The sequence below is a fragment of the Spirillospora sp. NPDC127506 genome (genome assembly GCF_040302145.1).
In the GTDB taxonomy this organism is placed as follows: domain Bacteria; phylum Actinomycetota; class Actinomycetes; order Streptosporangiales; family Streptosporangiaceae; genus Spirillospora.
Window position 1 is genome coordinate 119981 of sequence record NZ_JBEORG010000013.1, and the last position, 26147, is coordinate 146127.

Annotated in this window: 19 protein-coding genes; 12 read left to right on the plus strand and 7 right to left on the minus strand. The window is 76.1% G+C overall.

Features of this window, described 5'->3' with window-relative positions; translation table 11 throughout:
- Positions 1-13: 13 nt before the first annotated feature.
- From ABTW95_RS15380 to ABTW95_RS15400, 5 genes are all read left to right on the plus strand, one after another.
- On the plus strand, positions 14-1330 hold the full coding sequence (locus tag ABTW95_RS15380; RefSeq protein WP_500226589.1) for an ABC transporter substrate-binding protein: 1317 nt from the start codon (positions 14-16) through the stop codon (positions 1328-1330).
- A 4-nt stretch (positions 1331-1334) separates the two neighbouring features.
- Positions 1335-2339 carry a carbohydrate ABC transporter permease gene (locus ABTW95_RS15385; protein WP_500226590.1) on the plus strand — a complete coding sequence of 335 codons (1005 nt, stop codon included), beginning with the start codon at positions 1335-1337 and terminating at the stop codon, positions 2337-2339.
- A complete protein-coding gene (locus tag ABTW95_RS15390; RefSeq protein WP_396446239.1) occupies positions 2332-3204 on the plus strand; it encodes a carbohydrate ABC transporter permease in 873 nt (290 codons plus the stop codon). Before ABTW95_RS15385 ends, ABTW95_RS15390 begins: the two co-directional genes overlap by 8 nt.
- A 28-nt stretch (positions 3205-3232) precedes the next feature.
- Positions 3233-4606: a GH1 family beta-glucosidase gene (locus tag ABTW95_RS15395; protein WP_500226591.1), complete on the plus strand. Its 1374-nt coding sequence runs from the start codon at positions 3233-3235 to the stop codon at positions 4604-4606.
- A 78-nt stretch (positions 4607-4684) separates the two neighbouring features.
- Positions 4685-7897, plus strand: coding sequence for an acetyl-CoA carboxylase family protein (locus ABTW95_RS15400; protein WP_500226592.1), 3213 nt, complete (start codon positions 4685-4687; stop codon positions 7895-7897).
- On the opposite strand, the gene ABTW95_RS15405 is transcribed toward ABTW95_RS15400, so the two are convergent.
- The 3 genes from ABTW95_RS15405 to ABTW95_RS15415 all read right to left on the minus strand — a co-directional run bounded on the left by ABTW95_RS15405 (position 7830) and on the right by ABTW95_RS15415 (position 10467).
- Positions 7830-8684 carry an ATP-binding cassette domain-containing protein gene (locus ABTW95_RS15405; RefSeq protein ID WP_500226593.1) on the minus strand — a complete coding sequence of 285 codons (855 nt, stop codon included), beginning with the start codon at positions 8682-8684 and terminating at the stop codon, positions 7830-7832. The two genes, ABTW95_RS15400 and ABTW95_RS15405, sit on opposite strands and share 68 nt — an antisense overlap.
- An 80-nt stretch (positions 8685-8764) precedes the next feature.
- Positions 8765-9559, minus strand: a complete 795-nt coding sequence (locus ABTW95_RS15410) for an SDR family NAD(P)-dependent oxidoreductase (protein ID WP_396446235.1) — start codon at positions 9557-9559, stop codon at positions 8765-8767.
- 263 nt (positions 9560-9822) lie between these two features.
- On the minus strand, positions 9823-10467 hold the full coding sequence (locus tag ABTW95_RS15415) for a TetR/AcrR family transcriptional regulator (protein ID WP_500226594.1): 645 nt from the start codon (positions 10465-10467) through the stop codon (positions 9823-9825).
- A gap of 81 nt (positions 10468-10548) precedes the next feature.
- Here ABTW95_RS15415 and ABTW95_RS15420 point away from each other — a divergent pair, with 81 nt between their 5' ends.
- From ABTW95_RS15420 to ABTW95_RS15435, 4 genes are all read left to right on the plus strand, one after another.
- Positions 10549-10947, plus strand: a complete 399-nt coding sequence (locus ABTW95_RS15420; protein WP_396446233.1) for a nuclear transport factor 2 family protein — start codon at positions 10549-10551, stop codon at positions 10945-10947.
- The gene (locus ABTW95_RS15425; protein ID WP_500226595.1) at positions 10944-11363 is read left to right on the plus strand and encodes a nuclear transport factor 2 family protein; all 420 of its coding nucleotides are present in this window, start codon (positions 10944-10946) and stop codon (positions 11361-11363) included. Before ABTW95_RS15420 ends, ABTW95_RS15425 begins: the two co-directional genes overlap by 4 nt.
- Positions 11364-11505: 142 nt before the next feature.
- Entirely contained in the window at positions 11506-12699 is a 1194-nt protein-coding gene (locus ABTW95_RS15430) for an acyl-CoA dehydrogenase family protein (protein WP_500226596.1), read from the plus strand.
- Positions 12696-13766 (plus strand): acyl-CoA dehydrogenase family protein, encoded by a 1071-nt coding sequence (locus ABTW95_RS15435; RefSeq protein ID WP_500226597.1) that lies wholly within the window; start codon positions 12696-12698, stop codon positions 13764-13766. Before ABTW95_RS15430 ends, ABTW95_RS15435 begins: the two co-directional genes overlap by 4 nt.
- Positions 13767-13804: 38 nt before the next feature.
- Here ABTW95_RS15435 and ABTW95_RS15440 read toward each other — a convergent pair whose 3' ends face one another.
- The 3 genes from ABTW95_RS15440 to ABTW95_RS15450 are packed head-to-tail and all read right to left on the minus strand — an operon-like array spanning position 13805 to position 15878.
- Complete coding sequence (locus tag ABTW95_RS15440; protein ID WP_500226598.1) at positions 13805-14644, minus strand: 1-aminocyclopropane-1-carboxylate deaminase/D-cysteine desulfhydrase; 840 nt, start codon at positions 14642-14644, stop codon at positions 13805-13807.
- 10 nt (positions 14645-14654) lie between these two features.
- On the minus strand, positions 14655-15299 hold the full coding sequence (locus tag ABTW95_RS15445; RefSeq protein WP_500226599.1) for an adenylate kinase family protein: 645 nt from the start codon (positions 15297-15299) through the stop codon (positions 14655-14657).
- Positions 15300-15323: 24 nt separating this feature from the next.
- On the minus strand, positions 15324-15878 hold the full coding sequence (locus ABTW95_RS15450) for a universal stress protein (protein ID WP_396446227.1): 555 nt from the start codon (positions 15876-15878) through the stop codon (positions 15324-15326).
- A 153-nt stretch (positions 15879-16031) separates the two neighbouring features.
- On the opposite strand from ABTW95_RS15450, the gene ABTW95_RS15455 reads away from it, so the two are divergent.
- Both ABTW95_RS15455 and ABTW95_RS15460 read left to right on the plus strand, forming a co-directional pair.
- The gene (locus ABTW95_RS15455) at positions 16032-16529 is read left to right on the plus strand and encodes an XdhC family protein (protein ID WP_396446226.1); all 498 of its coding nucleotides are present in this window, start codon (positions 16032-16034) and stop codon (positions 16527-16529) included.
- Between the two features lie 16 nt (positions 16530-16545).
- Positions 16546-17583 (plus strand): zinc-dependent alcohol dehydrogenase family protein, encoded by a 1038-nt coding sequence (locus ABTW95_RS15460; protein ID WP_500226600.1) that lies wholly within the window; start codon positions 16546-16548, stop codon positions 17581-17583.
- A gap of 35 nt (positions 17584-17618) precedes the next feature.
- Here the strand turns inward: ABTW95_RS15460 and ABTW95_RS15465 are convergent, their stop codons facing one another.
- Positions 17619-21332, minus strand: a complete 3714-nt coding sequence (locus ABTW95_RS15465; protein ID WP_500226601.1) for a WD40 repeat domain-containing protein — start codon at positions 21330-21332, stop codon at positions 17619-17621.
- Positions 21333-21615: 283 nt separating this feature from the next.
- On the opposite strand from ABTW95_RS15465, the gene ABTW95_RS15470 reads away from it, so the two are divergent.
- Positions 21616-26106, plus strand: coding sequence for a tetratricopeptide repeat protein (locus ABTW95_RS15470; RefSeq protein WP_500226602.1), 4491 nt, complete (start codon positions 21616-21618; stop codon positions 26104-26106).
- Positions 26107-26147: the final 41 nt, after the last annotated feature.

Genomic DNA, 26147 nt, shown 5'->3' on the forward strand with positions numbered 1-26147 from the left:
GAAGGCCGAGCCGATGCGTCATACCCCATTCGCAGGACGGGCCGCGGCCGTCCTCACGGCAGGACTGCTGGTCGCCACCGCGGCGGCGTGCGGCGGCGGAACCGCGTCCGGCGGCGGGAACGGCGACCCGAAGACGCTGACCTACTGGGCCAGCAACCAGGGCGCCGACATCGCCGCCGACAAGAAGGTGCTGGGCCCCGAGCTGGCCAAGTTCGAGAAGCAGACCGGCATCAAGGTCGAGCTGGAGGTCGTCCCCTGGACCGACCTGCTCAACCGCATCCTCGCCGCCACCACCTCCGGCCAGGGGCCGGACGTCCTCAACATCGGCAACACCTGGTCGGCGTCGCTGCAGGCGACCGGCGGGCTGCTGCCGTTCGACGACGCGACGATGGCCGAGGTCGGCGGGGCCGGCCGGTTCGTGCCCGCCGCGCTCGCCTCCGCCGGCGCCAAGGGCAGGCCCCCGGCCGCCGTGCCGCTCTACTCCCTGGCCTACGGCCTCTACTACAACAAGAAGATGTTCGCGGACGCGAACCTGGAACCGCCCAAGACCTGGCAGGAGATGGTCGAGGCCGGGCGCAAGCTCACCAAGGACGGCAAGCACGGCATCGCCATCGAGGGCGCCAGCATCCCGGAGAACGTCCACGCCGCCTTCAACATCGGCCAGATGTACGGGGCCGACTTCTTCACCGCCGACGGCAAGCCGCAGTTCGCGACGCCGCAGGCCGTCAAGGCGGTCAAGTCCTACATCGACCTGCTCGCCAAGGAGAAGATCGCCGCGCCGGGCAACGCCGAGTACTCGGCCAACCAATCGATCAACGACTTCGCCACCGGCAAGGCCGCGATGCTCATGTGGCAGGCCACCACCAGCGGGCTCACCAACCTCGGCATGAAGCAGGGCGACTGGGGCGTCGTGCCGCTGCCGAAGCCGTCCCCCGCGCCGCCCGGCGGGCGCGACATCACCTCGATGGTCGCCGGCATCAACATCGCGGTCTTCAAGAACACCGACAACCGCGACGGCGCGCTGCAGTTCGTGAAGTTCATGACCGGCGACGCCGAGCAGAAGATCCTCAACAAGGCCTACGGGTCGCTGCCGGCCGTCACCTCCGCGCAGAACGACCCGGCGTTCGACACCCCCGACCTCAAGGTCTTCAAGGACATCCTCGCCACCAGCGCGGCGCCGCTGCCGCAGGTCCCGGAGGAGAGCCAGTTCGAGACGGCCGTCGGCACCGCCATGAAGGACCTGTTCGCCGACGCCGCCGCCGGCAAGCCGATCACCGAGGAGCGAGTGCGGGAGAAGCTCGCCGCGGCCCAGGAACAGATGGGCAAGTAGCCGGATGACGACAGCGGACGTCTCGGCCGCCCGCACGGGCGGCACCGGGGATCCCCGGCCCGGGCCCGGCGCGGCCCGGCCGGGGAGGAGGCGGCGGCTGCGGCTGCCGCCGAAGGCGCTGCCCTACCTGCTGCTCGCGCCGGCGGTCGCCGCCGAGCTGATCGTGCACCTGGTGCCGATCGCCGTCGGGATCTGGATGAGCTTCAAGGAGCTGACGCTCTTCTACATCCGCGACTGGTCGCGGGCGCCCTGGACCGGCCTCGGGAACTACCGGGTCGCGGTCGACGTCGACGGCTCCATCGGCGCGGGCCTGCTCCGGTCGTTCCTCGTCACCGTCGCCGTCACGGTGCTGGCGGTCGGGACGTCGTGGCTGCTCGGCGCCGCCGCCGCGATCCTCATGCAGGAGCGGTTCCGCGGCCGCGGGCCGCTGCGCGCGATCTTCCTCGTCCCCTACGCGCTGCCCGTCTACACCGCGGTGATGACGTGGGCGTTCATGTTCCAGCGCGACACCGGCATGGTCAACCACATCCTCGCCGACCAGCTGCACGCCACCGGCGGCGGCCGGCCGTTCTGGCTGATCGGCGACAACAGCTTCTGGGCGCTGGTCACCGTCATCGTGTGGCGGTCGTGGCCGTTCGCGTTCCTGGTGCTGATGGCCGGGCTGCAGAACATCTCCCGCGACCTGTACGAGGCGTCCGCGCTGGACGGCGCCGGCGTGTGGCGGCAGATCCGGCACATCACGCTGCCCGCGCTGCGGCCGATCAACCAGGTGCTCGTGCTGGTGCTGTTCCTGTGGACGTTCAACGACTTCAACACGCCGTTCGTCCTGTTCGGCAAGGCCGCGCCGGACGGCGGCGACCTGATCTCGGTGCACATCTACCACGCGTCCTTCGTCACCTGGAACTTCGGGACGGGCTCGGCGATGTCGGTGCTCCTGCTGCTGTTCCTGCTGCTGGTCACGGCGGCGTACCTGCTCGCCACCTCCAGGCGGAGGCCCGCGCATGGCTGAGACCCGCAGATCCCGCAGGGCGCCGACCGACCCGCCCGCGTCGTTCGCGTGGACGCGGCGGATCGTGCTGACGCTGCTGGCGGTGTTCACCCTCCTGCCCGTCTACGCGATGGTCAGCTCGTCGCTGAAGCCGCTGCGGGACGTGCAGGGCGCGTTCCGCTGGATCCCGTCCGAGCCGACGGTCCGCCCCTACATCGACATGTGGTCGACCGTCCCGCTGGCGCGGTACTTCGCGAACAGCGTGATCGTCGCGGGCGGCGCCACGCTCGCGTCCGTCGCGATCGCGATCGGCGCCGCGTACGCGGTGAGCCGGTACCGGTTCGCCGGGCGCCGCGTCTTCACGGTGACGGTGCTGTCCACGCAGATGTTCCCGGGGATCCTGTTCCTGCTCCCGCTCTTCCTGATCTTCGTGAACGCGGGGAACGCGACCGGCATCGCCCTGTACGGCAGCCGCGGCGCCCTCATCCTGACCTACCTGACGTTCTCGCTGCCGTTCTCGATCTGGATGCTCGCCGGCTACTTCGCCTCGATCCCGCGCGAGCTGGACGAGGCGGCCCGCGTGGACGGCTGCGGCCCGATGGGCGCGCTGCTGCGGGTGATCGTCCCGGCGGCGCTGCCCGGCATCGTCGCGGTCACCGTCTACGCGTTCATGACCGCCTGGGGCGAGGTGCTGTTCGCCTCCGTCATGACCAACGAGCAGACCCGGACCCTGGCCATCGGGCTCCAGGGCTACTCCACCCAGCACGAGGTGTACTGGAACCAGGTGATGGCCGCCTCCCTGGTGGTGAGCGTCCCCGTCGTCGCCGGGTTCCTGCTGCTCCAGCGCTTCCTGGTGGCCGGCCTGACCGCCGGCTCCGTGAAATGACCCGTCCCGAACGACCAGAGGGAGACCCGTGCCCATCGACGACCTGACCGCGTTCGGACCCGGCTTCGCCTGGGGGGCGGCGACCTCCGCCTACCAGGTCGAAGGAGCCGTCGCGGAGGACGGCCGCGCGCCCTCCATCTGGGACGCGTTCTGCCGCGTCCCGGGCGCGATCGCCGGGGGCGACACCGGCGACGTCGCCTGCGACCACTACCACCGCTGGCCCGAGGACGTCGCCCTGATGAAGGCCCTCGGGCTGCGCGCCTACCGGTTCTCGATCGCCTGGCCCCGGGTCCTGCCCGCCGGGGACGGCCCGGTCAACCCCGCCGGGCTCGCGTTCTACGACCGGCTCGTGGACGCGCTGCTGGAGGCGGGCATCGAACCGCACGCCACCCTCTACCACTGGGACCTGCCCCAGGCGCTCCAGGACCGCGGCGGCTGGCCGTCCCGCGACACCGCCGAGCGGTTCGCCGAGTACGCCGCCGTCGCCGCGGGGGCGCTCGGCGACCGCGTCGCGTCGTGGGCGACGCTGAACGAGCCGATCTGCGCGGCGTGGATCGGGCACCTGCAGGGGGCCATGGCCCCCGGCATCGCCGACATCCGCGCGGCGGTGCCCGCCTCGTACCACCTGATGCTCGCCCACGGGCTCGGCGCGCAGGCCGTCCGCGCCGCCGCCCCCGACGCCCGCGTCGGCATCGTCCACCTGCTCACCGACTGCGAGCCGGGCAGCGACCGGGACGAGGACGCCGCCGCGGCGCACCGCGAGGACGGCCACCACAACCGCTGGTGGCTCGACCCGGTCTTCGGGCGCGGCCTGCCCGCCGACATGATCGAGGCGTACGGGGTGGAGCCGCCGGTGCGGGCCGGCGACCTGGAGGCGATCGCCGCGCCGCTCGACTGGCTCGGCGTCAACTACTACCGCCGGTCGGTGATCGTCGCCGACCCCGGCGGGCCGCCCCCGCGCACCCGGCAGATCACCCCGCCGGGGACGCCCCGCACGGGCATGGACTGGGAGATCCACCCGGACCGGCTGGAGAAGATCCTCGTCCGGGTCGCGCGGGAGTACGCGCCGCCCAGCGTCATGGTGACCGAGAACGGCTCCGCCTACGCCGACACCGTGACCCCGGACGGCGCCGTCCACGACGCCGAGCGCACCGCCTACCTGGAGGCGCACCTGGCGGCGTGCGCGTCCGCGATCCGCGCGGGCGTCCCGCTGGACGGCTACTTCGCCTGGTCGCTGCTGGACAACTTCGAATGGGCGTACGGGTACGCGCAGCGGTTCGGGCTCGTCCACGTCGACTTCGCCACCCAGCGGCGCGTCGTCAAGGACAGCGGGCACCGCTACGCCGAGATCATCCGCGCGCACCGCGACCTGGCGACGGGCGCGGTCGCGGCCGGCGGGTAGGCCGGCGGGCGGGCCTGCGCCCCGCCCCGCCCGCCCGGCTCTCTAGAGTGTCGGCCAGAGCGACGTGAGGAGGGCCGGGTGGGCGGGATCCTGGTGGCCAACCGCGGGGAGATCGCGCTGCGGATCGTGCGGGCCGCGGCCGAGCTGGGCCTGCGGACGGTCGCCGTCCGCACCCGCGACGACGCCGCCTCGGCGCACGTCCGCCGCGCCGACGAGGTGCGCGCGCTGCCCGGCGAGGGCGTCGCCGGCTACCTCGACGCCGACGCGCTGCTGGCCGCCGCGAAGGACGCCGGCGCCGCCGCCGTCCACCCCGGCTACGGCTTCCTCAGCGAGAACGCCGCGTTCGCCGCGCGCTGCGCCGCCGCCGGGCTGGCGTTCGTCGGCCCGCGCCCCGAGCTGCTGGAGCTGTTCGGCGACAAGGCGCGGTCGCGGGACCTGGCCCGCGAGGCGGGCGTACCCGTGGCGCCGGGCACGGGCGGCGCGGTGAGCCTGGCCGGCGCCGAGGCGTTCGCCCGCGAGCACGGCACCGTGATGCTGAAGGCGCTCGCCGGCGGCGGCGGACGCGGCATGCGCGTCGTCGCCGGCCCGGACGAGATGGCCGCCGCCTACGAGCGGTGCCGGTCCGAGGCGCTCGCCTCGTTCGGCGCCGGCGACCTGTACGCCGAGAAGTACGTGCCGCGCGCCCGCCACATCGAGGTCCAGGTCGCCGGCGACGGGACCGGCGCCGTCACCCACCTGTGGGAGCGCGACTGCAGCGTCCAGCGGCGCCACCAGAAGCTCATCGAGGTCGCGCCCGCGCCCGCGCTGCCCGGCCGGGTCAGGGACGCGCTGCTGGACGCGGCGCTCCGCATGGCCGCCCGCGTCCGCTACGACGGCCTCGGCACGTTCGAGTTCCTCGTCGCGGGCGAGGAGTTCTGGTTCCTGGAGGCGAACCCCCGGCTCCAGGTCGAGCACACCGTGACCGAGGAGATCACCGGCGTCGACCTGGTGAAGGCGCAGATCAGGCTCGCGCTGGGGGAGGGCCTCGCCGACGTGGGGCTGGCGGGGCCGCCGGCCGCCTCCGGCTGCGCCGTCCAGGTGCGGGTCAACGCCGAGACGATCGACGCCGACGGCGCGCCGCGGCCCCGCGCCGGGACGCTGACCGCGTTCGCGCCGCCGTCCGGACCGGGCGTCCGCGTCGACACCTGCGGATACGCCGGGTACCGCACCAGCCTGCGCTACGACCCGCTGCTCGCCAAGGTGATCGCCCGCGCGGAGGACCTCCCGGCCGCCGCCGCGCGGGCGCACGGCGCGCTCGGCGAGTTCGAGATCGCGGGCGTGGCCACGAGCATCCCGCTGCTCCAGGGGATCCTGCGGCATCCGCGGTTCACCGCCGGCGGCGCCGGCACCTCCTTCGTCGCGGACCATCTGGCCGAGCTGCTGGAGAGCGAGCACCGCCGCTACCACCCCGAGACCGCGCGCGAGCCCGAACCGGAGGCCGCGGCCGCGGTGGACGCGCCGCCCGGCACGGTCGCCGTCCCCGCGCCCATGCAGGGGACGGTCGTGAGCGTCGAGGCGGCCGAGGGGGACGCGGTGCGGGCCGGTGCGCCGGTGCTGGTCCTGGAGGCGATGAAGATGGAGCACGTCGTCCGCGCGGGGGAGGCGGGCGTCGTCCGCGCGCTGGCGGCCGCGCCCGGGGACACCGTCGCCGAGGGCGCGCCGCTGCTGTTCGTCGAGCCCGCCGACGTCGGCGGGGACCACGCCGCCGAGGAGGACGAGGCCGACCTCGACGCGATCCGCGCCGACCTCGCCGAGACGCTGCGGCGGCACGAGATCGGCCTGGACGCGGCCCGCCCCGAGGCGGTCGCCGAGCGGCACGCGCGCGGGCACCGCACCGCCCGCGAGAACATCGCCGACCTGTGCGACCCGGGGACGTTCGTCGAGTACGGCGCCCTCGCGATCGCGGCGCAGCGGCGGCGCCGCTCCCTGGACGACCTCATCGAGCGCACCCCCGCCGACGGCATGGTGTGCGGGATCGGGGACGTCAACGGCGAGAAGGCCGTCGTCATGTCCTACGACTACACGGTCCTGGCCGGGACGCAGGGCCACCAGAACCACCGCAAGACCGACCGGATGCTCGACATCGCCCGCCGCCGCCGCCTGCCGCTCGTCCTGTTCGCCGAGGGCGGCGGGGGACGGCCCGGCGACACCGACACCTCCGCGGTCTCCGGCCTGGACGTCACGACCTTCCACGCCATGGGGCGGCTCAGCGGCCTCGTCCCGTCCGTCGGGATCGCGTCGGGGCGCTGCTTCGCCGGGAACGCGGCCCTGCTCGGCTGCTGCGACGCCATCATCGCCACCCGCGACGCCAACATCGGCATGGGCGGCCCCGCGATGATCGAGGGCGGCGGCCTCGGCGTGTTCGCCCCCGAGGAGATCGGCCCGATCGCCGACCAGGAGCCCAACGGCGTCGTCGACATCGTCGTGGACGACGAGGCGGAGGCCGTCGCCGCCGCCCGCCGCTACCTCTCCTACTTCCAGGGGCCGCGGGACGAGTGGGCGTGCGACGACCAGCGCGTCCTGCGGCACGTCGTCCCGGAGAACCGCAAGCGCGCCTACGACGTCCGCCGCGCCGTCCGCCACCTCGCCGACACCGGGTCGGTGCTGGAGCTGCGCCGCGCGTTCGGCGTCGGGATCATCACCGCGCTGGTGCGGATCGAGGGCCGCCCGATGGGCCTCATCGCCAGCAACCCCGCGCACCTCGGCGGCGCCATCGACCGCGACGCCGCCGACAAGGCCGCCCGGTTCCTGCAGCTGTGCGACGCCCACGGCCTGCCCGTCGTGTCCCTGTGCGACACCCCGGGCTTCATGGTCGGCCCCGACGCCGAGCGCACCGCGACCGTCCGGCATTTCAGCCGGCTGTTCGTCATCGGCGCGAACCTGCGCGTCCCGATCGCCGCGATCGTGCTGCGCAAGGGCTACGGGCTCGGCGCGCAGGCCATGGCGGGCGGCGGGTTCAAGGCGCCGCTCGCGACCGTCGCGTGGCCGACCGGAGAGATCGGCGGGATGGGGCTGGAGGGCGCCGTGCGGCTCGGGTACCGCAAGGAGCTGGCCGCCGCCGAGGACCCGGAGGCGCTGTTCGAGCAGATGGTCGCCGCCGCCTACGAGTACGGCAAGGCGCTGAACGCGGCCACGGTGTTCGAGCTGGACGACGTCATCGACCCCGCCGACACGCGCCGCTGGATCACGACGGTGTTCGCCGGAGCCCCGCCCGCGCAGGACCGGCCCCGGCGGTGGATCGACACGTGGTGACGCCCCGGCCGGCGTCCCGGTAGGCGTCCCGGTAGGCGTCCCGTACCCGGGGGTCGGCGCGGACCTCCGCGGGCGCGCCGGCCGCGATCATCCGGCCGCCGTCCAGCACGTGCAGGACGTCGCACACCCCGAGCACCGGCTCCAGCTCCCGCTCGACGACCAGCACCGCGAGCCCGCCGGCGGCCAGGTCGCGCAGCAGCACCTCCAGGGCGCGGGCGCGCCGCTCCGGGAGGCCCGCCCACGGCTCGTCCAGCAGCAGCACGGCCGGGTCGGCGGCGAGGGCCCGCGCCAGGCCGGTCAGCAGCGCGATGCCCGGCGGCGCGGTGCGCGCGCAGCGGTCCGCGTACTCCTCCATGCCGAGCCGGGCGATGATCTCGTCGGCGCGCGGCCCGGCGTCCCGCCGGGCGTCCAGGCGGCGCCGCCACCGGTCGCGGGCCGTCCGGCCCGGCTGCTCGCGGGTGAGCGCGTGCCGCGCGGCGGCGGCCCGCACCGCCTCCCGCACGGTGCGGGAACCGGCCGGCGCGGGGGCCGCGCGGGCGATGCCGCGCCGGGCCCGCTCGCGCGCCGCGCTGCCGGTCAGGTCGGCGCCGCCGAGGTGGACGGTGCCCGCCGCGGGGCGGCGCAGCCCGGCGATCACGTCGCACAGCGTCGTCTTGCCCGCGCCGTCCGGGCCGACCAGCCCGGTCACCGTGCCGGGCGGCGCGGTGAGCGCGGCCCCGTCGACGGCCGTCAGCCGGCCGAACCGGACCGTCACGTCGCGGACCCGAAGACCTTCTGCGGCGGTCATCCGCACCTCGGCTCACTGTGATGTGGATCACTGTGGACCCACACCCTATAGACGCGCCGGGGCGGCGGCAACGCCTCCCGTCAGGGGGCCAGGCGGTCGCGGGTCCACTCCTTGACGCCGGCGATGAACGCGTCCACGTCGGCGGCCTTGCCGGAGGCCATCTCGTCGAACCAGGCCGGCACGTACCGCTCGAACCTCCCGCTGTCCAGCACCTCCAGGACGGCGTCGGCGACCTCCCGCGGCGGCAGCGCGTCGGACAGGTCGCTCAGCGGCGGCTCGTTGCCGGGCAGCGTGAACAGCTCGGTGCCCGCGATGAGCGCGGGCTGGACGACGTGGGCCTGCACGCCGGTGCCGTCCAGGTCGACGGCCATGCTCTCCCAGAACGCCGTCAGCGCCGCCTTGGACGCGCCGTAGGCGCCCTCGTGCGGCGGGCCGAGCCGCGCCGCGACCGACCCGATCGCCACCAGGTGGCCGCGCCCGCGCGCGATCATGCCGGGCAGCAGCGCGAGCGTGAGCCGCACCGGGGAGGCGTAGTTCAGCCGCATCACGTCCTCGGCCTCGGCGGGGGACAGGTCCTGCACGCGGCGGCGCTTCGGCGCCCCCGCGTTGTTGACCAGCACGTCCACGCCGCCGAACTCGCGCTCCACCGCCGCCGCCAGCTCGCCGATCCCGTCGAGGTCGCCGAGGTCGGCCGTCCACATCGCCGAGCCGGGGGAGTGCTCGCGGCACCGGGCGAGGACCTGCTCCAGCCTGTCCTTGCGCCGCGCCACCAGCCCGACGCGGGCGCCGGCCGCGGCGAGCGCCTCCGCCACGACCGCGCCGATGCCGGACGATGCTCCCGTGACCAACGCGGACCGTCCCGTCAAAGACACCATGCCGCACAACGTCACACACGCCCCTCCGGCCGGGCAAGGCGAAGCGCCGCCGACCCTCCGCATCGGCGGGTAACACGGCGGGTTCCGCTCACACCCCGCCGCTCACCGCCCCTCTCACCACGGAGGTCCGCACGCATGCCCGCCGGCACCGGCGGACCGGAGACACTCGCCGCCGAACGCGCCCACCTCGCCGAGTCCCGCGCCGCCCTGCGCCGGCGCGCGGCCTCGCCCGCCTCTACGTCGCGCCGACCCGCGCCGTCACGTCACTGACCGTCCTGCACCGGTCCGGCCTCCCCGCCGGACTGGCGGAGCCGTGGCCGGCCCGCGGCCGGCTCGTCGCGGCACGGCTGCGGGCGCAGGCCGTCGAAGGCGATGCGCAGGACGTCCTCGCGGGCTCCGGCGCGTCCGGCCGCGTAGGACATGCCGGCCAGCAGCGCCATGACCTCGGCCGCGCCGACGTCCGCGCGGACGGCTCCGGCCTGCTGCGCCCGTTCCAGCAGGACGCCGAGGGCGGCCCGCAGGCCCGGCCCGGCCCTCCCCGTGGCCTCGCGGGCGTCGACGCCGGCCTCGGCCAGCGCCTCGGTGACGGCGTGCTTCGTCGCCGCCTGCGCGACCACCCGGGCGAAGAACCCGAAGAACGCCCGGCCCGGGTCCGCGGCCGACCGCAGCTCCTCCGCCTCGCCGGCCAGCCGCTCCAGCAGGGTGACGAGGACGGCCTCCAGCAGCGACTCCTTGGTCGGGAAGTGCCGGAACACCGTGCCGATGCCGACGCCCGCCTTCCGCGCGACCTCCTCGGTGGAGGCGGCGGTCCCCTGGACGGCGAAGACCTCCTCGGCCGCGGCGAGGACCCTGGCGCGGTTGCGGAGGGCGTCGGCGCGCAGGGGCCTGCCGGACGCGGGTGAGGTCATCGCGGCCTTTCCGTTGACATACGGAGTCTTGACTCCGTATTTTCTCATACGGAGCACGGACTCCGATTGTAGGGGAGAGTCATGTCCGAGTTCGCCAGCCCCCGGGCCGTCTTCCAGCGGCTCATCGACGGGATCACCGCGCGGCGGCCCGACGACCTGCCGCGGCTGTACGCCGCGGACGCCGTGGTCGTGCACCCGTTCGCCGATCCCGCCTCGCGCCTGGAGGGCCGCGAGGCGCTGCGCGGGCACTTCGCCCGGTTGCGGACCCTTCCGATGGAGCTGAAGGCCCGCAACGTCGTCGTCCACCAGACCGCCGACCCGGAGGTGATCATCGCGGAGTTCGAGTACGAGGGCCGCAACACCGAGACCGGGCGCGAGTTCGTCGTGCCCAACATCTTCGTGCTGCGCGTCCGCGACGGGCACATCGTGGAGTCCCGCGACTACGCCCACCACCGCGCCTTCGACGAGGCGATGGCATGACGTCCGCCCCGGGCGGCGGCACGCCGCGCGAGGTGTTCGGGCGGCTCAGCGCGGGCATCTCGGCCGGCCGCTGGGACGAGCTCGGCGCCCTGTACGCCGAGGACGCGGTGGTCGACCAGCCGTTCGCGCCGCCGCCGGCGCCCTCGCGCCTGGAGGGCCGCGCCGCGATCGACCGGCACTTCCGCGCCGCCGCCCGGGGCCCCCTCGAACTGCGGGCCCGCAACGCGGTGGTGCACGACACCGCCGACCCGGAGGTCGTCGTCGCCGAGTTCGACTACGACGGCCGCGTCACCGCCACGGGGCGGACGTTCCGCGTCGCGAACATCCAGGTGCTGCGGGTCCGGGACGGCCTGATCGTGGAGACGCGCGACTACCACGACCACCGGAGGCTGGCGCGCGCGGTGCGGGGCGGTTGACTCGGCGTCCCGGTTGACTCGGCGTCCCGGTTGACTCGGCGTCCCTCGGGTTTCTAGGGTGGACCTGCCATACCGACCGGTTGGTATGTCCGGAGCGGGCGGCCCGGCCGCCGTCCGCCGACCCCTCGCGGAGGTCCGCCCTGTGAGCACAGCACCGCCCGACGCCGACGAGCTGAGCAGGCGGGTCGGCGAGTTCCTCGCCGCACACGACCCCTTGGCCATGGAACCCCTGGAGTTCCTGCGCGCCCGCTTCGACGCCGGGCTCGCCTGGGTCCACTACCCCGAGGGGCTCGGCGGGCTCGGCGCCCCGCGGCACCTGCAGCCCGCCGTCGACCGGGCGTTCGCCGAGGCCGGTGCGCCGGCCAACCATCCCGAGCGCAACAGCATCGGACTCGGCATGGCCGCGCCGACGATCCTCGCGTTCGGCACCGAGGAGCAGAAGCGCCGCTTCCTGCGCCCGCTGTGGACCGGCGAGGAGGTGTGGTGCCAGCTGTTCAGCGAGCCCGGCGCCGGCTCCGACCTCGCCGCGCTCGCCACCCGCGCCGTCCGCGACGGCGATGCCTGGACGGTCAACGGCCAGAAGGTCTGGACGTCCTTGGCCCACGAGGCGCGCTGGGCGATCCTCGTCACCCGCACCGACCCCGACGTCCCCAAGCACCGCGGGATGACCTACTTCGTGTGCGACATGACCGCGCCCGGCGTCGAGGTCAGGCCGCTGCGGCAGATCACCGGCGAAGCCGAGTTCAACGAGGTGTTCCTCACCGACGTGCGCATCCCCGACGAGCACCGGCTCGGCGAGGTCGGGGAGGGCTGGCGGGTCGCCACCACGACGCTGATGAACGAGCGGGTCGCGATCGGCGGCAACGCCGCCCCGCGCGAGAGCGGCATGATCGGCGTGGTCGCCGCGCTGTGGCGGGACCGGCCCGAGCTGCGCACCCCCGGCCTGCACGACGCGCTCATGCGCGCCTGGGTGGAGACCGAGGCGGCCCGGCTCACCGGGGCGCGGCTGCGCCAGCAGCTCGCCGCCGGGCAGCCCGGCCCCGAGGGCTCGGGCGCCAAGCTGGCCTTCGCCAAGCTCAACCAGGAGGTCTCCGGCCTGGAGCTGGAGATGCTCGGCGAGGACGGCCTGCGCTACGACGACTGGACGATGCGCCGCCCCACCGGGGTCGACTTCACCCGCCGCTCGCCCGGCTACCGCTACCTGCGCGCCAAGGGCAACTCCATCGAGGGCGGCACCTCGGAGATCCTGCGCAACATCATCGCCGAGCGCGTCCTCGGCCTGCCCGGCGAGATCCGCGTCGACAAGGACGTGGCGTGGAAGGACCTGCCCAAGTGAGCGACCTGCTGTACTCCGAGATCGAGAACGACCTGCGCGCCGGCGTCCGCGAGCTGCTCGACGACAAGGCGCCCTGGAGCTCGGTGCTGGCGGGCACCGAGAAGGACGAGCCCTACGACGCCGGGCTGTGGCGCGCCCTCGCCGCCCAGCTCGGCTGCGCGGGCCTGCCCGTGCCCGAGGACCTCGGCGGCGCCGGCGCCACCTGGCGGGAGACCGCCGTGGTCATGGAGGAGCTGGGCCGGACCGCCGCGCCCGTCCCGTTCCTGACCAGCTCGGTCATCGCGACGGCCGCGCTGCTGGCCGCCGGGGAGCGCGACCTGCTCGCCGAGCTGGCCGCCGGGAGCAGGATCGCGGTCCTGGCCGTGCCGTTCAGCACCGCCCCCGGGGACGGGGTCCCCGCCGTGCAGGCGGCGGACGGGACGCTGACCGGCGAGGTCACCAGCGTCGCCGACGGCATGGCCGCGGACGTGTTCCTCGTCCCGGCGTCCGGCGCCCTGTACGCGGTGGACGCCGCCGACGCCCGCCGGACCGCGGTGACCTCGCTCGACATGACCCGGCGGCTCGCCGACGCGGCCTTCTCCGCGGCGCCCGCCCGGCGCGTCGGGGACGTCGGCGCCGTGCGCGCCGCGCTGCTGACCGGCGCGGCGATGCTGGCGTCCGAGCAGCTCGGGCTCGCTCAGCGCTGCCTCGACGACACCGTCGCCTACGTGAAGACGCGCTACCAGTTCGGCCGGCCGGTCGGCTCCTACCAGGGGCTCAAGCACCGCCTCGCCGACCTGTGGACGTCGATCACCCAGGCCCGCGCGGTGGCCAGGCACGCCGCGTCCTGCGCGGCCGCCGGCGACGGCGACGCGCCGGTCGCGGCGGCCGTCGCCCAGGCGCACTGCTCGGCCGTCGCGGTCAAGGCCGCCGAGGAGTGCGTGCAGATGCACGGCGGGATCGGCTTCACCTGGGAGCACCCCGCGCACCTGTTCCTGAAGCGGGCCAAGGCCGACTCGATCGCGCTCGGCACGCCCGACCGGCACCGGGCGGCGCTCGCGGCCCTGGTCGACCTGCCCCCGGCCTGACGCCCGCCCGGGCGGCCCCGGACGCGGGGCCGCCCGGGTCAGCCGGTGATGACGGCCAATATCCGCGTCCCGCGAGGGAAGGCGCCGCGCTCGGCCAGGGCGAGGACGCCGAACATCATCTTGGCCGTGTAGACGCGGTCGAGGACCAGGCCGTGCCGGTCGGCGAAGTCGTCGACGAAGGCGTCCAGCTCGGGGGTGCGCTTGGCGTAGCCGCCGAAATGGAAGCCGTGCTCAACGCGCCAGTTCCCCCGTCGCTCGCCGTAGGTCTCGCGCTGGAGTCGCTCCACCTCGCCGTCCATGAAGCCGCCCTTGAGCACGGAGAAACCGATGGCCCGCTGGTGCGTGGCCAGGCCCGCCGCCAGGCCGGCGAGCGTCCCGCCCGTCCCGCAGGGGCAGCACACCACGTCGAAGCCCGGCACCTCCGCGCCGAGTTCCGCGCACCCCCGGACGGCCGGCGCGTTGCTGCCGCCCTCCGGGAGCAGGTAGAAGTCGCCCCACCGCTCGCGCAGCGCGGCGACGACGTCCGGCTCGTGCTTGCGCCGGTAGGTGGTGCGGTCCATGTAGGCGAGGCGCATGCCCATCCGCTCGGCGCAGGCCAGCGAGTCGTTCAGCGGCAGGTGCTCCTCGCCCCTGATCACGCCGATCGTCCGGAACCCGTACAGCCTCCCGGCGGCCGCCGCCGCGCGGATGTGGTTGGAGTAGGCGCCGCCGAACGTCAGGAGCGTCCCGTGCGCGCGGGCCGGTCCGAGGTTGTGCTTGAGCTTGCGCCACTTGTTGCCGGGCAGCTCCGGATGGACCAGGTCGTCCCGTTTGAGGAACAGCCGCAGGCCCCGCCGCTCCGCGCGGTCGTCGGCCAGTTCGGCGACGGGGGAGGTCATCGCGGCGGCGTCATCCCGGCATCGGCAGCCGGAGCCTCTCGCGGAGCGTCCGCTGCACCTCGTCGATGCCCGGCCGGGCGTCCACGGTGACGACGTACTCCTTGCGGCCGAACAGCTCCAGGATGGGGTCGGTCTTCTCGTGGTACTGGCGCAGCCGCTCGGCGAGCGCCTCCTCGGTGTCGTCCTCGCGGGTCACCAGCTCGCCGCCGCACACGTCGCAGCGCCCCTCCTCGGTGGGGCGGTCCGCGATCAGGTTGTAGTCCATCCCGCACCGGGAGCACAGCCGCCGCGCCAGGACCCGGCGGCGCACCTCCGCGTCCGGCAGGTCGAGGTGGATCACCCCGTCGATGTCGTAGCTCTCCAGGAAGAACTCGGTCTGCCGCCGGCTGCGCGGGAAGCCGTCGATCACGAACCCGTAGTTCCAGTCGTGCTGGCCGAGCCGCTCCCGGACGACGTTCTCCGCCAGGTCGTCGCCGACCAGCTCGCCGGCCGCCATGATCCGGCGCACCTGCGCGCCCAGCTTGGTGTGGTTCTTGACGTGCCAGCGGAAGATGTCCCCGACGCTGATGTGCACGATGTCCAGATCCCGCGCGAGCAGTCCCGACTGGGTACCCTTGCCGCTGCCGATGGCCCCGATGATGACGTACTTGCGCATGGGCTCCAGCCTAGGGCGGGGCGGTCAGAGCGGCAGCCGCAGCCGCCGCCCCAGCCTGCGGAAACGCGAATCCTGGACGTGCTCGGGCGACTCGTCCGACACGGCCAGCCCCTCCATCAGGGTCTCGAACGAGGGCTGCCGGACGCACACCAGCGTCGCGCGGGCGCGCCGCGCGCAGTGCAGCCGCACCGACGGCCGCAGCAGCCGGGAGACCGGGCCGCGGGACCCGTGCCCCACGACCAGGATGTCGTCGTCGCCCGCCAGCCGCACCAGCGTGGCGCCCGGCTCCCCGACCAGCGCCAGCGCGGTCAGCTCCACGCCCTCCGGCGGCCCGCCCGACACCTCGGTGAGCAGCCGCGCGATGAGCTCGGCGCCGGAGCCGCGCAGCGCCTCGGTGATGCCGCAGCCGAGCTGCCCGGCCGCCGACACGTGCGGCGGCAGCGGCGCCGCGTGCACGACCAGCAGCGGGAGCCTGCGCAGCCGCGCCGCGCCGATCGCCCAGGAGAGCGCGCAGCGGGCGCCCGCGGAGTCGTCCACCCCCACCACGACACGGGGGCCGCCCTCCGGTCTCGCGATCACGATCCCTCCTGTGCGCCGGGTGCCAGGTAGTTTAGGCGTACCCGCTCCGAGGGGGGAGTGCCACGTTCGGGAAACGCGGGTTTCCGATGAACGGGTCTCCGATGAAGGCGCGCCCCCTGGACCGGCCGCCGCCGCACGCGGCACACTTCGGGTATGGGCACACCGCACGAGACCGACCCGGCCTGCGCCGTCGCGCACGGCGACGCCCCGCCGCCCGCGGCGGAGCGCACGCTGGTCGCGGTGTTCGCCGGCCAGGTCGCCGACCACCTGCTGCGCTACGGCGCCGACCTCGGCTACCGGACGTTCCTCGTCGACCCCGACAAGGACCGCGAGGGCGCCGCCGACCTGCCGCCCCTCGACGGCACCGCCGACGTCGTCGTCACCGACCACCACCGCCCCGAGCTGGGGCCGGTCCTGCGCGACGTGCTGACCCAGCCCGTCCGGTGGGTCGGCGTCATGGGCAACCCGCGGCACCCGGCGCCGCACATCCCGGCGCTCACCGAACTCGGCGTCCCCGCGAGCGACATCGCCCGGGTGCACCGCCCGATCGGGCTGAACATCGGCTCCAGGTCCCCGGCGGAGATCGCCATCGCCACCCTCGCCGGGCTGATCGCCGACCGCAACGGCCGCCCCGGCGGCTTCGAGTTCTAGTGCGGTCCGGCTCCTAGTGCGGGCGGTCGCCTACGACGCCTTCGCCGCGCCGCCGTCCGTCCGCGAGCTGCCCGACCCGCCCGTCCCGGCGGGCGGCGCGGTCATCCGCGTCGAGGCCACCGGCGTGTGCCGCAGCGACTGGCACGGCTGGCGGGGCCACGACCCCGACATCCGCGCCTTCCCGCACGTCCCCGGCCACGAGCTGGCCGGCACGGTCGCCGAGACCGGCGCCGGCGTCGCCCGGCACCGCCCCGGCGACCGGGTGACCGTCCCGTTCGTGTGCGCCTGCGGCCGCTGCCCGTCCTGCGCGGCGGGGGACCAGCAGGTGTGCGAGGCCCAGACCCAGCCGGGCTTCACGCATTGGGGCTCGTTCGCCCACTACGTCGCGATCGAGAACGCGGACGTGAACCTCGTCCCGATACCCGATGAGATGTCGTACACGACCGCCGCCGGGCTGGGCTGCCGGTTCGCCACCGCGTTCCGGGCCGTCACGGCGCAGGGCGGCGTGGCCGCCGGGCAGTGGGTCGCCGTGCACGGCTGCGGCGGCGTCGGCCTGTCCGCCGTCATGATCGCCGCGGCGGCGGGCGCCCGCGTCGTCGCCGTCGACGTCTCGCCGGGGGCCCTGGAGCTGGCGCGCCGCTGCGGCGCGTCCGCGGTCGTCGACGCCTCCGGCCGCGACGACCCCGCCGCGGCCGTCCGCGACGCCGCGGGCGGCGGCGCGCACGTCTCCCTCGACGCGCTCGGCAGCCCGGCGACCGCCCGCGCGTCCATCGAGTCGCTGCGCCGCCGCGGCCGGCACGTCCAGGTCGGCCTGCTGCCGCCCGGCGCGGGCCGCGCCTCCCTCCCGATGGACCGGGTCATCGCGTGGGAGCTGGAGATCGCCGGCAGCCACGGGATGGCCGCGCACGCCTACGGCCCGATGATGGAGCTCGTCCGCGCCGGCACGCTGCGCCCCGAGCTGCTGGTGAGCCGCGTCCTCGCCCTGGACGACGCGCCCGCCGCCCTCACGGAGATGACCGGCCCCGGCATCACCATGATCGAACCCCACCGGTAGGAGCCCCGCCCGCCGCAGGCTCCCCGGCGGGAGCCTCACCGGCAGGGCGGGGCGAACGGGGCGGACGGCAGGTAGCGCCGCCATTCGGCCCGCGTGATCGCGGTGCCCGCCGTGGCGCAGATGTGCGCGGCCACCTCCTCCGGGTCCAGGTTCCACAGCCTGACCTCGCGGCCGGCCCCGGCGGTGACCAGAAGGGGGCGGCTCGGGACCGCCATGTCGATGTAGAGGGCCTCGGTGGACGCCGTGAGGGTCGCCAGATGGCGCGGATCGGACGGTTCGGACGCGTCCCACAGCCAGACGGTCCCGTCGCCCCCGGTCGCCGCGAGGACGCCGCCGGGGCCGTAGGCGAGCGAGTAGATGTAGTTGGCCGGGCCCCGCAGGCGGCGGGGGAGCGGGCGCGGGCGCGCCCGGTCCCGGACGTCCCACAGGATCACCGTGTTGTCGGCGCCCGCGGTGGCCAGCGTCCCGCCGTCCGCGCTGAACACCGCGGCGAAGACGTAGCCGCCGTGGGCGGTCAGGGCGCCGCCGAGCCTGACCGGGTGCCGGGGATCGGCGACGTCCCACAGCAGGACGGTCCGGTCCGCGGTGCCGTAGGCGAGCGTCCGGCCGTCGGGGCTGAACGCGGCCTGGTAGGTGTAGTTGCCCGCGCCCGCGAGCTCGGCGAGGCGCTCCGGCCGGTACGGGTCGCTCACGTCCCACAGCCAGACCTTCGTGTCGTTGCCCGCCACGGCGAGAAGGCGGCCGTCCGGGCTGAACGTGAGGCCCTGCACGATGTCGCCGGGGCCGGTGAGCCTGGCGGGGATCGCGGCGGGACGGCCGGGGGAGCGGACGTCCCACAGCTGCGTCGAGCCGTCGGTGGCGCCGATCGCCAGCGTCGCGGCGTCCGGGCTGAGCGCGGCGGCCCCCGACGCCGCGGCGGGGCCCGCCGCCCGCTCGATCACCGGGCCGAGCGGGTACGGGCGGCGCGGGTCGGCCACCGACCACAGCCGCGCGGCGCCGCCGTTGCCCGCCAGCGCGAGGACCCGGCCGTCGCGGCTCAGCCCCACGGCGAACACGTCGCCGCCCGGACCCTCGATGACCGGCCCCGGGAGGTCCCACAGCCGCGCGGCGCCGTCGGACGCGGCGGTCGCCACCGTCCCCGGGCGGGGGAACGCCACCGACGTGACCGGCCCCGGATGCGGCAGGGTCGCGATGAGCGCGCGCGTCCGGGTGTCCCACACCCAGGCCCTGCCGTCGGAGCTCGCCGCCGCGACCGACTCGCCGCCGGGCGCGAAGGCCGTCCCGTTCACCCAGCTCTTCGGCCCGGTCAGCGGCTTGCCGGCCGGGGACCGGTCGGAGGTCCGGAAGAGCCGGACGCTTCCGTCGGCGCTGCCCGCCGCGAGCATCCGGCCGTCCGGGCTGAACGCCACCGAGAAGACGGTGCGCGTCCCGGCCGCGAGGGGGCGGCCGAGCCGCGCGCGGCGGGGGACGTCCACGAACTGGACCGTTCCATCGGCGAAGCCCGCGGCCAGCGTCGAGCCGTCCGGGCTGAACGCGACGCTGTGCGCGGGGGCCTCGCCCTCGAACAGCACCCGGCCGTCCGGTCGCGGGGAGGCGGTGTCCCAGTACCGGACCGTGCGGTCGGCGCTCGCCGCGACGAGCGTCCGGCCGTCGGGGCTGAACGCCACCGCGTAGACGGTGCTCTCCGGCCCGGTGAGCGCGCGCGGCGCCCCGCCCGGCCGCCACGTGAGCACCGTGCCCCCGCCGCTCCCGGCCGCGAGCGTCCGCCCGTCCGGGCCGAACGCCACGCTGTACACGGTGTCGGGGAAGCCGCGCACCGGTTCCCCGGCCGGCGCGGGGCGGCCGCGGTCGGCGACGTTCCAGAGCCGCACGGCCCGGTCTGCGCCGCCGGTCGCGAGCATGCGGCCGTCCCGGCTCACGGCGACCGACTGCAGCAGACGCGGGCCGCTCACGACGCGGGTCGCGGCGGGGCCGGAGTAGGCCTCCAGCAGGCCGGCGCGGGCCTCGGGGGTGCGCGCCACCCGGTACGCGGCCAGCGCGGTCTGCCCGGCGAGCGCGGGGTCCTTGCCGCGCAGCCTGCCCGACTCGATCGCCACCTGCCGCGACACCGCGATGTCGCGCTGCGCGTCGGCGGCGTGCCGCTGGCGCAGCGTGACCGCCGCCAGGCCGAGCGCCAGCAGGGACACCGCCGACAGGACGGCGATCAGCCGCCGGCCGCGCCGGACCAGCCGCCGCGTCGCCCGCGCCTCCGCGTCCCGCTGGCGCACCGACGCGTCCAGGAACCGCCGCTCCCGCTCGTTGAGGGCGGCGCCGCGCCGCGGGTCGGCGGCCAGCTCCTCGGCCTCGGCCAGCCACCCGCCGCGCAGCAGGGTCCCCGGGTCGCGGCCCGACTCCTCCCACGCCTCGGCGCCCGCGGTGAGCCGCCGGTGGGTGCGCAGGTCCGCCCGGTCGGCGTCCAGCCACGCGCGCAGCCGCGGCCAGGCGAACAGCAGCGCCTCGTGGGCGATCTCCACGCCGTCGGCGCGGGCCGTGACGAGGCGCTGCGCGACGAACAGGTCGAGCACCTCCCGTACCTCGTCGCCGAGCTCGCGCTCCGCCACCCGGCGCCGGGTCACGCCGGTGTCGTCGGCGATGTGCACGAGCCGCCCGAACAGCCGCCGCGCGACGAGGCGCTCCTCCTCGTCCAGCCCGCGGTAGACCTCCTCGGCGGTGGCGCGCACCGCGCCCTCGATCCCGCCGCTCTCCCGGTAGCCGGCGATGGTGAGCATCCCCTGCCGCTGCCGCTCCCACGTCGACAGCAGCGCGTGCGACAGCAGCGGCAGCGTGCCCGTCTCGTGGGCGGCGCCGGCCCGCGCGCCCGGCGCCGGGCTCATCTCCCGCAGCAGCAGGTCGGCCAGGCCGGGCTCCAGCTCCAGCCCCGCCCGCTGCGCGGGCGCGACGATCGCGCGGCGCAGCTCGTCCTCGTTCATGGGGGTGACGACGACCTGGCCCGCCTGCAGCACCCCGGCGAGCCCCGGATGCCGCAGCGCCCGCGCGTAGAAGTCGGCGCGCAGGGCCAGGACCACGGCGGCGGGCAGGTCCAGCAGCGCGCCGATGAGCTCCTCGGCGTCCGCCTCGGACCGGCCCGTGAAGACCTCCTCGAACTGGTCGACGAGCACGACCGCGGGCCCCGCGCCGCAGAGCCCGGGGACCTCGGCGGCCTTCAGCTCGCCGGCCGTGCGGAGCACGATCGCGGCCTCCCCGCGCAGCGCGGGGACGAGGCCGGCGCGCAGCAGCGACGACTTGCCCGCCCCGGACGGCCCCGCGACCACCAGCGCGCCGCGGCCCCCGAGGGCCCGCACGCGGGCGGCCAGCGTCGCGGTCAGCTCCTCCCGGCCGAAGTACCAGGCGGCGTCCTCCTGCTCGAAGCGGGCCAGCCCCCGGTACGGGACGACGGCCGGGCGGCGCCCCGGGCTCCGGCGGACCCGGCGCAGCGCGTCCAGCCACAGCCCGACCGTCCCGGCGTCGGCGACCCCGCACGCGCGCAGCAGCTGGGGCAGCCGCGGCGGCCGCAGCGGCGGCAGATGCCGGCCGGAGAAGTAGCCGCCGGCGCTCGCGTCCGGCATCCCGGCGTTCCGCGCGACCTGCCGCACGGTCAGGCCCGCGCGCTCCCGCAGCAGCGTCAGCTCCCGCGCGAAGTCCTGCCGCGTGACGATCCGGCGCGGGTCCGGCGCCTCCGCGCCGTCGCCGGACGGTGCGCTGTGGGCCATCTGAACCTCCGCGGCGGGTCCGGGTCCGTCTGACGCTCCGAGTCAGACACCCGGCGCCGCCGCAGAAAAGGTCAAATGACATAAATGCGGACATTTAGTTCGATTTCCGGGTTTTCCCGGGGTTCCTCACCGTCCGTCGCGGCGCCGCGCCGCAGCGGGACCGGGCGCCGTGCCCGGCCGCGTACGGCCTTGTACGGGCATTGGACGAGGCGTTGTGCGGGCCGCGCCCGGGGGTTCTCCTGGAAACGACCCCGATCATGACAGGTGAAGGCGGCACCCGGCCATGACGAGAGAGCACGCATTCGACGGCGAGGGGTTCGGCGGGGGAGCGTCCGGCGGCCCGGACGGGGGCGGCGGCGCGGCGGGCCTCGCGCGGCGCCGGCGCCCCCCGGCGGACGGGGCGGCGGCGCACTTCCACGACACCGTGCACGCCGACGGCGACATCGTCGCCGGAGACAAGATCGTCCACCAGGCGGCGCCCCGGTTCGCGCCGCCCGTCCGGCAGCTGCCCGCGGCGCCCCGCGACTTCGTCGGCCGCGAGCGGGAGCTCGCCGCGATGGACGAGGCGCTCGCCTCGTCCGGCGGCCGCGGCTCGGCGACCGTGGTGCACATCCACGGCATGGCCGGCGTCGGCAAGACGTCGCTGGTGCTGCACTGGGCGCACCGCAACGCGGGCCGCTTCGACGAGCACATCTTCCTCGACCTGCACGGGCTGTCCCGGCGGACCGCGGCGACGCCCGCCCGGGCGCTGTTCCGGCTGCTCTGCGACCTCGGCGTCGCGGCCGGCGACATCCCGGCGGACGAGGCGCGCCGGGCCGCGCTGTTCCGCTCCCTGGTCGCCGAGCGCCGCGTCCTCGTGGTGCTCGACAACGCCGCGGACGCCGGCCAGATCGTCCCGCTGGTGCCGGGCGGCCCCGGCTGCCTGGTCGTGGTGACCGGCCGCACCCGGCTGGAGGGCCTCGACGCCCGGTTCGGCGCCGTGTCGGTCCCGGTCGCCCCGCTCACCACGGACGAGTCGTGCGAGCTCGTCGCCCGGCTGCTCGGCGGCGACCGCGGGGAGCGGGAGCCGGACGCGGTCGCCGACCTCGCCGACTCGTGCGGCCGGCTGCCGCTCGCCATCCGCATCGCGGTGGTCGGGCTCGCCGCCGGGCCGTTCGACTCGGTCGCCGCCGTGGTGGACGAGCTGACCTGCGGCGGCCGGCTCGACGTGCTCGCCCTCGACGGCGACGCGGGCCTCGCCATCCGGCCCGCCTTCGACCTGTCCTACGACGGCCTGACCCCCCGCGAGCAGGGCGTCTTCCGGATGCTCGGCCTCCTGCACGGCTACGACTTCGGCGCCGAGAGCCTCGCCGCGCTGCTCGGCGTGCCCGTCCCGGAGGCCCGCCGGCTGCTGCGCGGCCTCGTCCGCCGCCACCTCGTCGAGCCCGGGACCGTCGGCCGGTTCCGCCTGCACGAGCTGCTCAGCGAGTACGCGGCCGAGCGGCTCGCCCGCGAGGACGGCGCGGCGGCCGGCCCCGCGGCCCGGCGGCTGCTCGGCTGGTACCTGACCCGCGTCCGCGAGGCCGCGGCGGCGATCGCGCCGTCGGCGACCGGCCCCGCGTGCGCGGCGGAGCCGCTGTCCCCGGCCGCCGCCGAGCGGGCCCTCGCCTGGTTCGAGGCGGAGCGGGCCGCCGTCGTGGCGATGGCGCGGCGGGCGGCCGAGCGCGGCGAGCCCGCGCTCGCCTGGCGGTTCGCCGACGCGCTGTTCCACCTGCTGCGCCGGGACAAGCACGGCGCCGACAACCTGGAGGTGCACCGGCTCGGCCTCGCCGCGGCGCGGGCCGCCGGGGACCGGCACTCCGAGGCGCTGATGCTCGACCAGCTCGCCGTCGTGCACTGCGACCGCGGCAACCACGCCGAGGCCGGTGCGGACGCCAAGGCGGCGTACGAGATCTTCACCGAGCTCGGCGACCACCGCCGGGCGGGCTGGGCGCTCAACACGCGCTCGCGCGCGGAGCGGCTGTGCTGCCGCAACGAGGAGGCCCTCGGCTTCGGCGAGCGCGCGCTGGAGATCCTGACCCGGGAGGGCGACCGGCACGGCGCCGGGCAGGCGCTGGCGCAGATCGCGCAGGTGCACTGGAGGCTCGCGCACTACCGCACCGCGCTGCGCCACGCCCGCGAGTCGCTGCGCCTGCACCGGGAGCTGCGGGCCGGCGCCGGCGAGTCCGAGGCGCTGGAGCTGATCTCCCGGATCCTGCGCCGCCTCGGCCGCGTCGACCTGGCCCTGCGCTACGCCCGGCGGGCGCTCGCCGTCCGCGAGCGGCTCGGCGACCGGCGCGGCCAGGGCGAGGTCCTGGACGGCATGTCCCGCACGCTGCGGCGCAGCGGCCGGCTCGCCGAGGCGCTCGCCCGCGCCGACGACGCGGTGCGCATCCGGGAGGACGTCGGCGACCTCACCGGCGTCGCCGCCAGCCTGATCAGCCGGGCGCGCGTCCGCGAGAACCTGGGGGACCGCCCGGCCGCCTTCGAGGACGCGACCCGCGCGCTGCGCATCTGCCGGGACGTCGGCGACCAGTACGGGGAGGCCGAGGCGCTGTGCACCATCGCCCAGTTCCACCACGACTCCGGGCGGTACGAGCTGGCCATCCGGCACGCGCGGGCCGCCCTGGCCATCCGGAGGCGGATCCGGGACGAGCACGGCGTCGCGTCGGCGCTCAACCTCGTCGCCCTGGTGGAGCGGCGGCTCGGCCGGCACGCCGACGCCCGCCGCGACGTGGAGCGGGCCCTCGCCCTCCAGCGCAGGATGAAGGCCGGGTACGGCCTCGGCAAGACGCTGACCAACCTCGCCGAGATCGAGCGCAGCGCCGGCCGGTACGGCGAGGCCCTCGGCCACGCCTTCGCCGCCCTCGCCAACCACGCCCGGGCCGGCGTCGGCGGCGGCGAGCGGATCGCCCAGGGCGCGAGCCTCGCCACCATCGCCAGGATCCAGTGCCGGATGGGCGACCACGGGGCCGCGCTGCGGCACGCCACCGCCGCGATGCGCCTCCAGTGCGAGACCGGCGACCGGCCGGGCCAGAGCGTGACGCTGGACGTCCTCGCCCGCCTCGGCATCCGCACGAGCCGGTACCCGGAGGCCGCCCGGCACGCCGAGGAGTCGCTGCGGATCCGCCGCGAGATCGGCGACCGGCGCGGCGTCGCCGAGAGCATCGCCAAGCTGGCGCTCGTCCGCTGGCACCAGAGCCGCTACGACGAGGCCCTCTGCCGCGCGCGGGAGGCCCTGGCGATCCAGCGGGAGATCGGCGACCTCGCCGGGGCCAGCGGCGCGCTGTACGTCCTCGCCCGCATCCACGCGCGCACCGCCCGCTACGCGCGGGCCCGGGAGTGCGCCCAGGAGTCACTGGAGATCTGCCGGCGCACCGGGGACCGGCACGGAGAGACCGACGACCTGCTCACCCTCGCGCACATCGACCGCAGGCAGGCGCGGTACGGCCGGGCGCTGCGGACCGCCCTGGAGGTCCTGGAGGCCAAGCGGGAGATGGACGACCGGACGGGCGAGGCGGAGGCGCTCACGCTCATCGGCCGGCTGCAGGGCGAGCTGGGCCGGCACGACGCGGCGCTCGCGCACCTCGCCGAGGCCCTGCGGCTGCAGCGGGCGACCGGCGACCGCTACGGGGAGGCGGAGACGCTGGAGGCGATCGGCCGGGTCCGCCGCCGGCTGGCGCAGTACCCGGCGGCCCGGCGCGTCCTCAAGGAGGCGCTGCGCATCGAGCGGGAGATCGGCGACCTCGCCGCGGAGGGCCGGACCCGGACGCTGCTCGCGGACGTGTGCTGCCACCAGGCCGCGTTCCGCGCCGCCGTCCGGCACTCCCGCAAGGCCATCGCGATCCTGCGGGAGATCGGCGACCTCGACGGCGAGAGCGCGGCCCGCGACGGCCTCGCGCGCGTCTGCTACTGCATGGCCCGCTACCGCAAGGCGCTGCGGCACGCCGGCGCCGCGCTGCGCATCCGCACCGAGACCGACGACCGGCACGGCCAGGCCGAGAGCCTGGCCACCCTGTCGCGCAACCACCGCAGGCTCGGCCGCAACGAGGTCGCCGTGGGCCTCGCCGAGCGGGCGCTGGCCCTGTACCGGGAGATCGGCGACCGGCGCGGCGAGGCCGACAGCCTCGGCACCCTCGCGCACGCGCGGTGGCGGCTCGGCGACGAGGCCGCCGCGCTCGCCGCCGGGCTGGACGCGCTGCGGCTCCACCGGGAGAACGCCGACCGGCACGGGGAGGGCGAGATCCTCGACCTGCTCGCCCGCGTGCACCGCAACGCCGGGCGCTTCGCCGACGCGCTGGAGCTCGTCACGCAGGCCCTCGCGCTGCGCCGGGAGATCGGCGACCGGCGCGGCGAGGGCGACAGCCTGAACACCCTGTCGCGCCTCATGCGGCGGCTCGGCGATACCGCCGAGGCGCTCGACCAGGGCCGCCGGGCGCTGGCCATCCGGTATGAGATCGACGACCGCCGCGGCACCGCCGACACCCTCGACAACATCGCCCGCGTCCACGCCCAGGCGGGTGAGCACGAGCAGGCCCTGCGGCACGCGCTCGACGCGCTGGAGATCCAGGTCGCCATCGGCGACCGGTGGGGGCGCGGCCGCAGCCTGCTGCTGGCCGGCCGGATCCAGCTCGCGCTCGGCCGCCCCGGCGAGGCGCGCGCGCACCTGGCGCGGGCGGCCGCCGTCTGCGCCAGGACCGGGGACCGGGAGTCCGCGGACGACGCCCGCGGCCTGCTCGCCTCCCTGCTCGGGTGAGCCCCGCCCGCGGCGGGGCCGCGAGCGGGGACACCGGTGAG